The organism is Stieleria sp. (assembly GCF_041595215.1).
Lineage (GTDB): Bacteria > Planctomycetota > Planctomycetia > Pirellulales > Pirellulaceae > Stieleria > Stieleria magnilauensis.
In genome coordinates this window covers 1-9,854 of sequence record NZ_JBFHKV010000197.1, presented here as the reverse complement: position 1 = coordinate 9,854, position 9,854 = coordinate 1, and the positions used below count along the sequence as shown (strand labels likewise).

8 protein-coding genes and 1 pseudogene are annotated in these 9,854 nt (G+C 60.4%); 3 read left to right on the top strand and 6 right to left on the bottom strand.

Annotated features, from left to right (window positions below; translation table 11 throughout):
* Positions 1 to 179: 179 nt before the first annotated feature.
* The 5 genes from ABX749_RS10110 to ABX749_RS10090 form a co-directional block, all read right to left on the bottom strand.
* The gene (locus ABX749_RS10110) at positions 180 to 1,820 is read right to left on the bottom strand and encodes a serine/threonine-protein kinase (protein WP_372895870.1); all 1,641 of its coding nucleotides are present in this window, start codon (positions 1,818 to 1,820) and stop codon (positions 180 to 182) included.
* Positions 1,817 to 2,482 (bottom strand): sigma-70 family RNA polymerase sigma factor, encoded by a 666-nt coding sequence (locus ABX749_RS10105; protein ID WP_372895869.1) that lies wholly within the window; start codon positions 2,480 to 2,482, stop codon positions 1,817 to 1,819. Before ABX749_RS10105 ends, ABX749_RS10110 begins: the two co-directional genes overlap by 4 nt.
* Positions 2,483 to 2,529: 47 nt before the next feature.
* Positions 2,530 to 3,231: a DUF1080 domain-containing protein gene (locus ABX749_RS10100; protein WP_372895868.1), complete on the bottom strand. Its 702-nt coding sequence runs from the start codon at positions 3,229 to 3,231 to the stop codon at positions 2,530 to 2,532.
* Between the two features lie 303 nt (positions 3,232 to 3,534).
* Positions 3,535 to 3,972 carry a PilZ domain-containing protein gene (locus ABX749_RS10095; RefSeq protein ID WP_372895867.1) on the bottom strand — a complete coding sequence of 146 codons (438 nt, stop codon included), beginning with the start codon at positions 3,970 to 3,972 and terminating at the stop codon, positions 3,535 to 3,537.
* Positions 3,973 to 4,166: 194 nt separating this feature from the next.
* Positions 4,167 to 5,225, bottom strand: coding sequence for an NAD-dependent epimerase/dehydratase family protein (locus ABX749_RS10090; RefSeq protein WP_372895866.1), 1,059 nt, complete (start codon positions 5,223 to 5,225; stop codon positions 4,167 to 4,169).
* Positions 5,226 to 5,453: 228 nt separating this feature from the next.
* Between ABX749_RS10090 and ABX749_RS10085 the strand changes: the two genes are divergently transcribed.
* The 3 genes from ABX749_RS10085 (at position 5,454) to ABX749_RS10075 (ending at position 9,384) form a co-directional block, all read left to right on the top strand.
* Positions 5,454 to 6,782 (top strand): NAD(P)/FAD-dependent oxidoreductase, encoded by a 1,329-nt coding sequence (locus ABX749_RS10085; protein WP_372895865.1) that lies wholly within the window; start codon positions 5,454 to 5,456, stop codon positions 6,780 to 6,782.
* 206 nt (positions 6,783 to 6,988) lie between these two features.
* Positions 6,989 to 8,266: a M20 family metallopeptidase gene (locus ABX749_RS10080; protein WP_372895864.1), complete on the top strand. Its 1,278-nt coding sequence runs from the start codon at positions 6,989 to 6,991 to the stop codon at positions 8,264 to 8,266.
* Positions 8,266 to 9,384 carry a YbdK family carboxylate-amine ligase gene (locus ABX749_RS10075; RefSeq protein ID WP_372895863.1) on the top strand — a complete coding sequence of 373 codons (1,119 nt, stop codon included), beginning with the start codon at positions 8,266 to 8,268 and terminating at the stop codon, positions 9,382 to 9,384. Before ABX749_RS10080 ends, ABX749_RS10075 begins: the two co-directional genes overlap by 1 nt.
* Before the next feature lie 235 nt (positions 9,385 to 9,619).
* On the opposite strand, the pseudogene ABX749_RS10070 reads toward ABX749_RS10075, so the two are convergent.
* Positions 9,620 to 9,854: pseudogene (locus ABX749_RS10070) on the bottom strand (hypothetical protein); the annotation flags it as partial.

The window sequence follows — 9,854 nt, the reverse complement described above, 5'->3', positions numbered from 1 at the left end:
GATCCGATGGAATGGGCGGCCGATGATGAATCTCTTTTCATCGTCAACTCGTTCATAGCGCTTGCCTAACGTTCGCTCGTCGGGAGATGTCTGACGGGCAGGAATGCTCGATCAGCGGTTATCCGGCAGGCATTCACCGACGTCCTTGGACGATTTTGGCTGAGCCATGGAAATCTGCCTCAGCCGCCTTGTCGTTGTCTCTTGCGCCAGTATTGATATCCGGGGATGAAGAAGCAGAGCGCCGAGACGATCCCGAAGATCAGATGCGCCCAGCGCGGTGCGACGGCCATCAGTAGCGACGCGGCGAACAGTGCGATCGCTTGAAAGTAAAACGCGCCGGTCAGCATGCCCGCTTTGACCACAAACACGGTCGCGCTGATCACGCCCAGCAGTGGCGAGAGCACCAGCACGTCCAGCCCGAGCAGCCACTCGATCGGAAACAACATCCCGATCGCGATCATGCTGCCGCCCCAGACGTGCGCGATCTGGCGTTCGATAAACGTTACCGGTCCCATCCGTTGCCGGAATTTCCAAAACACGGCCGCCCACGCGCCCAATCCGAGCGTCCACAGCCCCATGTAGATGAATCGATTTTCGTAACCTAAGAATTCGAGCTGCCAGGTCAAATAACACGCCACCAAGAGCACCAGGGAATGCCACATCCAAAGCGTGCCCCAGTTTTCCAGCACGGCGGCGTGGTGCGTTTCGCGAAAAATCCTGGCGATCACTTGTGCAAACCGTCCGCTGCGGGCCGCCACGACTTCATCGGCCAGAAAGGCCTCCAGATCCTTCGCCAGATCGCCGGCCGTGGCGTAACGCAGATCGATCGGTTTTTGCAGACAGCGAATCACGATCATCTCCAGATCGCGGTCCAGTCCCGGGCGGAGTGCCCGCGGGGGACTGGGGTCTTGTTCGATCACCAGCATCACCATTTCGACCGGCGTTTCCGCGACGAACGGTGGTCGGCCGGTCAGGGTGAAGTAGAGCATCGACCCCAGGCTGTAGATGTCGGTCGCCGGCCCGAGCAACTCACGTCTGCCGCCGGCTTGCTCGGGCGACATGTAGGCCGGTGTTCCGACCAGCATGCCGCTGCGGGTCAGATTGACGTTGGCGCCCGATTCTTTGGCCAACCCAAAGTCGGTGATCAGCGTTTGCCCTTCCTTGGTGAGCAGGATGTTGCTGGGTTTTAAGTCGCGATGAACGAAACCTTGGTCGTGGGCGAATTGCACGGCGCGGGCGACGTCGGCGATGATTCGGGCTGCTTCACGCTGCGGCAGCGGCCCCCGGGCGGTCCGATCGGCGAGCGTTTCTCCCTTGATGTACTGCATGCTGAAGAACGGGCGACCGTCGATGTCGCCGACTTCGTAGACGGGAACGATGCCTGGATGGACCAGCCGAGCCGTCGCCGCCGCTTCGGCCAAAAAGCGTTCCAGGTCGACGTCGCTGGCCAACCGACCTCGCAGGATCATCTTGACCGCGACTTCACGGTCCAGGCTGATCTGACGGGCGCGGAAGACGACGCCCATGCCGCCGCGTCCGACCTCTTCGATCAGTTCATAGTCAACGATCGTGGTGGGCAGCTTGAGACGTCGCCAGCGATTGTCGTCCCCGGCAGGTGTCGGCGGCCGCTGATCGGCGGCGATCCCCGCGGTGTCGGTCACCAACACGGCGCCCCATAGTTTGCGGAGTTCGTCGGCCAGGTCTGGGTTCTCGCGGCAGACGCGATCAAAATCGATCGGTTGGTCGCGGCAGATCGCATCGGTCAGCTCGGCCAACAAGTCCGCCAACCGCTGCTCGTCGCGGGCCGACAGGTCGCTCACCGGCGAAACTCATCACTGGTCGATGACGACTGGTCGTCCTCTTGAAGCACCTCACGCAATCGACGCACGGCGCGGAGGTACCGCATGCTTGCCGCGGGCGGATTGAGCCCCAGCACCTCGGCGATTTCCAAGTTGGAAAGGTGCTCGTAGTGCCGCATCAGGATGATTTCGCGATCCTGGTCATTCAACTTTTCGATCGCCGCTTCGACCTTGGCGGCAATCTCGCGTTGCGTGGCGGCCGTCGCGGGTGTCAAACCGGGATCACACAGTTGGACGGCCAACTCCATCGTCGACTGGTCGGGACCGCCCGGGGAGGTCATCGGTTGCTCGCGGTCCATGTTCCGCTTTGCGCTGACGCGATGCCGCCGATAGGTATCGATGATCCGATCCCAAGCGATTTGGCGCAACCAAAGGTGGAATGCCATCGCCGGGTCGGACAGGTATTTGTCGAGCCGACCGCTGGCTTCGATCATCACGTCTTGAACGACATCGCTGACGTCCACGCGGCGTTGGACCTTGCGGTCCAGACGCAATTCGACCAGCCGCCGGATCGGCGCCCGGTGCTTTTCCAGCAAACGGTTGACCGCGTCGGAATCGCCCGACCGCGCAGCGGCCAGCAGGGTTTCCGTTTGATCGTCACTGGCCCAAATCGACTTTGTCATGAGATGCTCCTAGGGGGATCATAGTCGATCGGGAAGCCGTCCCGCGGTTACTCGGCCGGGTGCAGCACGATGTTCTTGAACCGCACGACCATCGGATCGCCCCGGTGCAATTGAAACGCGATCACGCCCGATGAAGCGGATTTGCCGGGCTGGTTGTCGAACACTTCGGCCGTCATCGTTTCGTTGATGAAGTGCTGCAGGTGGTTTCCTTTGGCGACGATGCGATACTCGTTCCACTGGCCGGGGTGAATGCCGTTGCCGAGTTTGGTTCCGTCGGCAAAGGTCTTGCGGGTTTTCTTGCCCTGCTCGTCGATCGTGACCGACTGACCGCGTTCGGCCAAGATGCCGCGGCCTTTTTCTTCGTAGAGAATCCCGGCGTAGCGGTTCGAAAAATCGATGTCCGCCTGGTACCCACCGACGACGAATTTTTCCTTGTCCATGATCTTGCTGCGATATTGCACGCCGGAGTTCGTGTTTTCGATCTTGAATTGGAACGTCAATTCAAAGTCGCTCGGTTCGCTGCCGGTGTAGATCAAAAACGTGTTTTGTTGCAGCGGTTTTTCGGCGACGGTTCGGCCGACAATCTGGCCGTCTTCGACCGACCACAAATCGGCACGCCCGATCCACCCGGAAAGATCCTTGCCGTTGAACAAGGAGACGGATTCGGGGGGCGTGGTCGAATCGTCTTGGCAAAAACCGGTGGAGGCCAGAAGGGCGAGCGCGGCGAGCGCGGTAGCGAAGCGGGGCATATCAGCTCTGGGTGTCTGGGAGGAACGCCGAACGCCCGTTTCTGCGATTGGTGGCGACCGGCTGCGAATGCAGGAATTGTAATCAATCCTGCCGCTCGTCGAGACGGACCACCCGCGGAAGTCCGCTCAGGGGACCAGCGGGCAACGCTGTGAAGCATTGATTCCCTGCGTTTGACGAGTTGTTAGCGGCAGGGCGCAAGCCCTCCGGTCCCTCATCGTTCCCGAAACACCGGAGGGCTCGCGCCCTACCGCTAAAAAATACTGCACAGCGTTGCCCGGCGGGGGCCAAGCAGGCGATCCGGGCTAATTGCGAGGTCGATGGAGGTGCAAGTACTCGACGTTCGTCAACCAGACTTCTTCGGGCCCGCTGCTGTGAACCAATGAGCTGTGGCAGATCCGACAGACGATTCCCGGCGCGATGCCATCGTTGAGCGACACGACCGCTTTTTCGAAGTCGGATTTCTGGGAGCTTAAAAATGCCAGCCCGCCTTGGCTGATGTCACGCGTGATGGCGAAGAACGACCGGCCCGTCTCCTTCATCTGGAGATCCATGGGTTGAACCGAGATCTCGAGCGTTCGCGGGATCCGACGGCTGGCACGACGTTCGGGCCCCGTGTAGCCGTCGGCCGACGGAATCAGGCAATGGATTTCATCGTCGCCGGTGGGGACACCCAATCCAACCTGCTCCGCGACGGGGGGCGTTTCCGAAGTGTCGATCGCAGTGTTTGGCGCTGAGTTCATGATTGACAGGTGGGCGATTCGTTTCGACTGTCCGACTCAGGGCGGCTGGCACAGAACGGCTGCCTCAGGTGGGCGGCCATTTCGTAAACCGATGACGGACCACACCAAACCTATGTCGAAAAACACGCACGTGTCGCACCGTCTTGCATTTGTCCGATTGCCCTCAGATCGAGAGTCGGTAAGCGGCCGAAACCCTACGTCGTCTTGCCCTGGCGCACTTCGGCACTGGCGATCAGTTGTGTGACGATCTCTCGAAGCGAAACGCGGATGTCCCAGTCGGGATAGTCGCGGCGCAACTTGCTCAGATCGCTGATGTAGCAGATGTGATCGCCCTTGCGATTTTCATCGCCGATTGAGTACTCGATTCGGTGTCCGCTGATTTCTTCGATCAACGCGATACACTCGAGCACGCTGGCGGCGTTTTCACGTCCGCCCCCGATGTTGTAGACCTCGCCGGGGCGAGGGTTATTGGCAAAGGCTTCGAAGGCGCCGACGACATCGGTGCACTCGATTTGGTCGCGGACCTGTTTTCCCTTGTAGCCAAAGATCGTGTAGGGTTTTCCCGTCACGGCGACGTGGACCAGATAGCTGAGGAAACCGTGCAGTTCCACTCCGCTGTGGCTTGCCCCGGTCAAACATCCGCCGCGAAAGATTCCCGTCTTCAATCCGAAGTACTTTCCGTATTCCTGCGCCAGCACATCGGCGGCGGTTTTACTGGCTCCGAACAGTGAATGCATGGTCTGGTCGATGCGACAGGTTTCGTCGATTCCGTGATAGTCTTCTTCGCGCGCGTAGTCCCAGCGGGTCGGGTGTTCTCGCAATGGCAGTTCATTGGGGGCGTCGCCGTAGACTTTGTTCGTGCTCATGTGACAGAACACGGCATCGGGCGCATGGCGGCGGGTGGCTTCCAGCAAGTTCAACGTTCCGACCGCGTTGACTTCGAAATCCAGAAACGGGATCGCGGCCGCTTTGTCGTGCGAGGGCTGTGCGGCGCAGTGAATGATCAGATCGGGCGTTTCGTTCTTGAACAAGTCCAGGATTGCGTCGCGGTCACGAATGTCGATGGACTCGGTGCGGAAATTCTGGGTTTCTGCTTCCAGCTGCGTTTGATTCCACTGGGTGCTGCCGTCGGGCCCAAAAAAGGTCGAACGCATGTCGTTGTCGATGCCGATGACTTGATCGCCCGCTGCGTCCCAATGACGCACCGCGGCTGACCCGATCAATCCGCTGGATCCGGTAACGATGACACGCATGAATCGATGGCCAATAAAGAATGAAGGTCGAAGAGAAGGGAAAGGATCGCTAGAATCCGACGTCGGTCATTCAACACGCTGCTCGGGCTCGGTGCTATTTAAGACAATAACGGGGGGCTGTCCACCTGGGCAGTCGTCGATGGAACGAAATCGCCGTTCGCAGCCATGCCCACGTCACCGGGCGTCCTGGGTGTCCCGCTCGTCGATTTTCACTCTATCGGAACAACCGTGAACGCAATCCAATCTGACAGTGGAACGAATTCGAATCCCCCCGATTCGCCCGCCAACACGGTGATCATCGGCGGGGGGCTGGCGGGGCTGTCCTGTGCCAAGCGGCTTGCCGGACGCGGTCATCCGGTCACGTTGCTCGAGGCCAGCGATCGCGTCGGCGGGCGTGTCCGGACGGACGTGGTCGACGGGTTGAAACTGGATCACGGTTTTCAGGTCTTGCTGACCGCCTACCCGGCTTGCCGCGAGTTGCTCGATTATGAAGGCCTGCGTCTACGGGCGTTTGAGCCGGGGGCGCTGGTGCGCAAACGCGGTCGGTTCGCCCGCCTCGGCGATCCCTGGCGTCGACCGGGGCAGGCGTTGGCCACCGCGACCAGCCCGGTCGGGTCCCTGATGGACAAATTGCGGATCGCCAAGGCCCGGTTTCTGGCCGGACGGGGATCGCTGCACGACTTGTATCATCGCGACGGCGAGTCGACCGAGCAGCGACTGGGGCAGCTCGGTTTTTCCAAGGCGATGATCGATGAGTTCTTTCGGCCATTCCTCGGCGGCGTTTTTCTGGACGAATCGCTTTCGACGTCCAGCCGAATGTTCGAATTTGTTTTTCGCATGTTTGCCGCCGGCGACATCGCCATTCCCGCCGATGGCATGGCTGCCATTCCGCGACAGTTGGCCGAAAGCCTTCCGCGCGGAACGTTGCGGTTGAACACCACGGTCGCATCGATCGAGCACGTTGACCCACACCATCGGATTCATCTGACCGATGGCAGCCACCTCGACGCGGCATCCGTCGTCGTCGCGACCGAAAGCAACGCCGCGGCGAGATTGCTCGATGCGCCCGACCTGGCAACCCGCTGGAACGATGCCACCACGATGTACTTCGTCGCCGACCGCTCGCCCAACACCGGCAAGCTGTTGATGTTGCGGGGTGATGAAACGGGGCCGATCCAGACCGCCGTCGTGCTCAGCGATGTCGCGCCCGAATATGCTTCCGGCGGCCGATCACTGATTTCGGTCAGCATCTCGGATGCTCAGACCGAGCAACCGGCCGATGCGTTGGAGGATTCGGTTCGTGACCAGGCACGGCGCTGGTTCGGCGACGACGTCGATCAATGGGATCTGGTGCAAACCATCCGTGTCCCGTACGGATTGCCCGAGTTGAATCTGGATCCCGTCGTCCAGCCCGTTCGCGCTGATCAAATCGATGGGCTCCATGCTCCGGCGAATCTCTACGTCTGTGGCGACTACCGGGAAACCCCCAGCATTCAAGGTGCCATGAACAGCGGGCTGCGTGTGGCGGCGGAGATCCTCGACGCGAAATCGGTTTGAAAGTGAATTGAAGGAGGATCCGCCTTGGTTTGCTCGGAATCACTGGAGTGGTTATTCTGTCGCTCCTGCCTGACGAGGTCGTCGCAGGCAGGTTGGCGGCCCGCTTTGACCGTTCTCCTCACCATGCTTCCAGCCAGGGATCACTCGATGCACCTGCATCAGCAGCCAGCTCATTTGTCTCCGAATCTGTGCTCGGAGAGTTAGACATGGCCGACCCTGAAACGGCGGGCTCTGACACGTCCGGATCGGAGACTTCCCGATCAGACGCATCCCACCCTGAGGCTTGGATCGAAGCGATCAACGAAGCCGCGAAAGAACTGGGGGGCGGCTGGATTGCACTGCGTCGCTATCTGCACCAGCACCCGGAACTTTCCGGCCACGAAACGCTGACGACTCAGTACCTGAAAACGCTGCTCGCCAAGTTGGATCTGCCGATTCGCGTCGCCGGTGAAGGTCGTGGATTGATCGCCGACTTGGTGACCGACAAAGCTTTGGCGAATCACCCCCGCATCGCGATCCGCGGCGACATCGACGCGTTGCCGATTCAAGACGAAAAATCCGTCGCCTACCACAGCACGGTCGACGGGGTGATGCATGCCTGCGGACACGACGTTCATGCGACCGTGATCGTCGCCGCCATGCAACTGCTCTCGCAGTTGCAACACACCGGCAGGTTACCCTGGCCGATCGCGGCGCGGGCGATCTTGCAGCCGGCCGAGGAAACCGCCGAAGGCGCCTTGCACATGATTCATCATCATGCCCTCGCCGACGTCGGTGCCGTCTTGGCGTTGCACGTCGATCCCACCCGCCAAGTCGGCTGTGTGGGGTTGCGAGAACACGCCTTCACCGCGGCCTGTGACATGTTGGAGGTCAGATTCATCGGTTCCGGAGGCCACGCCGCACGGCCGCACTTGACCAACGACCCGATCGATGCCTGCACCCGGTGGATTCAATCCGCTTATCGGCGTGTCCACCGTGCCATCAACGCCCACGATACCGTCGTGCTATCGATCGGAATGATCGACGCGGGACACAGCCCCAACGTCATCCCGGACACCGCGACGATCAAAGGGACGCTTCGATCACTGAGCGTCGAAGCACGTCGACGGACTCTGGAGGTGCTCGAAGACGTTGGCGAAGCGACGGCGCGCGAAACGGGATGCGAGGTCCGGCTGCGACTCGGTTCCTCCGCCCCGGGTGTGATGAACGACCCGGCGCTGATTCGATTGCTGCACGATTCGGCGATCCAAGTCCTGAACCCGGCGTCGGTTGATTGGATCGACGAACCGAGTATGGGCAGCGAAGATTTTTCGTTTTATTTGGAACACGTTCCCGGCGCGATGTTCCGCTTGGGTGTCGCGGGCGATCAGGTCGGCGGGGCGCCGCTGCACACCGGAAATTTTGATGTCGATGAGCATGCCATCGCCCACGCCGCTAAACTATTCGCAGCGTCGATCATCAACTACTTTGACCCGGACCGGTGATGAGCAAGTTCCAGTTTCATTCGAACACGTCGCAAACTGTCGGGGTCGAATTGGAACTCGGGATCGTCGACACCGATTCGATGGCGCTGTCCAACCGCAGCAGCGAACTTTTGGCGACCCTGCCCGACGACATCTCTGAATCGTGCAAGCACGAATTGATGCAGTCCTGCGTCGAAGTCATCAGCGGCGTCTGCACCACGGTCTCCGAAGCCCGTGTGGATCTGTCCGAAAAACTCAGGTCCCTGCAACATTCCGCCGACAATCTAGGACTCGGGCTCTGGTGGGGCGCGACGCATCCCTTCAGCCACTGGCAGGACCAAGTCGTCACCGATGACGAACGCTATCGCGGACTGGTCCGATTGCTGCAAGAGATGGCGCGGCGGCTGATCACGTTCGGGTTGCACGTCCACGTCGGCGTCGATTCGGGCGACAAAGCTGTCATGATCTGCGATCGAATCATGCAGCACCTGCCGTTGCTGCTGGCACTGTCGGCGAGTAGCCCCTATTGGGAAGACCGTGACACGGGCCTGCACTCGCATCGCAGCAAAGTCATGGAAGGGCTGCCGACGGCGGGCTTGCCAACGCTGATGCGCAACTGGAGTGAATACGTGTGGCTGGTCAACCACATGGAAGAGACCGGGTTCATCAACACGATCCGTGAGATCTGGTGGGATGTGCGTCCACACCACAACTTCGGCACCGTCGAAGTCAGGATGTGTGACATGCCGGGGAACATCGATCACGTCTGTGCCCTGGCGGCGTTGATCCAGTGCCTGGTCAAGTACCTCAGCGATCGGATCGATGAGGGGACGTATCAGTTCGATTGCCACCCGATGATGGTGCGGCAAAACAAATGGCGGGCGGCGCGTTACGGAGTAGCCGCGACGCTGGTCGACACCTTCGACTATTCCGAGAAAACCGTGGCCGAGATCGTCGAACGCTTGCTCGGCAAATTGCGCGGCGTCGCGCAAGACCTGAATTGCGAATCGGAATTGTTGATGGTCCGAGAGATCGCCGGCCGAATCGATTGGGCCGACCGCCAGCGTCTGATCTTGCAAAAGGCCGGCACGCGAGAAGAGATCGTCAAACAGTTGATTCAGCAGTCGAGGATCCAGTGAGCCGATGGCGCTAGCCACGAGCCTCCAAGGACGTCGCGGAACGGCGCGAGCCGTCCGGTTTCAGCATGACAGACCGGAGGGCTCGCGCCCTGCCGCTAACAAATGCTGAAGGAGATAGCGGAACGGCGCGAGCCGTCCGGTTTTACGTTGACAGACCGGTGGGCTCGCGCCCTGCCGCTAACAAATACCGGAGGGCTCGCGCCCTGCCGCTAACAAAAGACACCGGGTGTAGTGCTTAAAACGCACCGCCTCCTCCCATCCCGCCTCCCATGGCTCCGCCAAAACCTCCCCCCATCCCGCCTCCGCCGGATCGATTGAATCGCAGGTCGTTGCGCATCTGCTGTTCGACGTCGTTGCTGACGATTGATTGAGTTCGGTCCATTTCGATCGTGTAGACGTAGTGATGATCATACGCGTTGCTTCCGAAGCGTTTGGCGGGGATCGTCAAATCCCAACGCAGGATGCCTGTC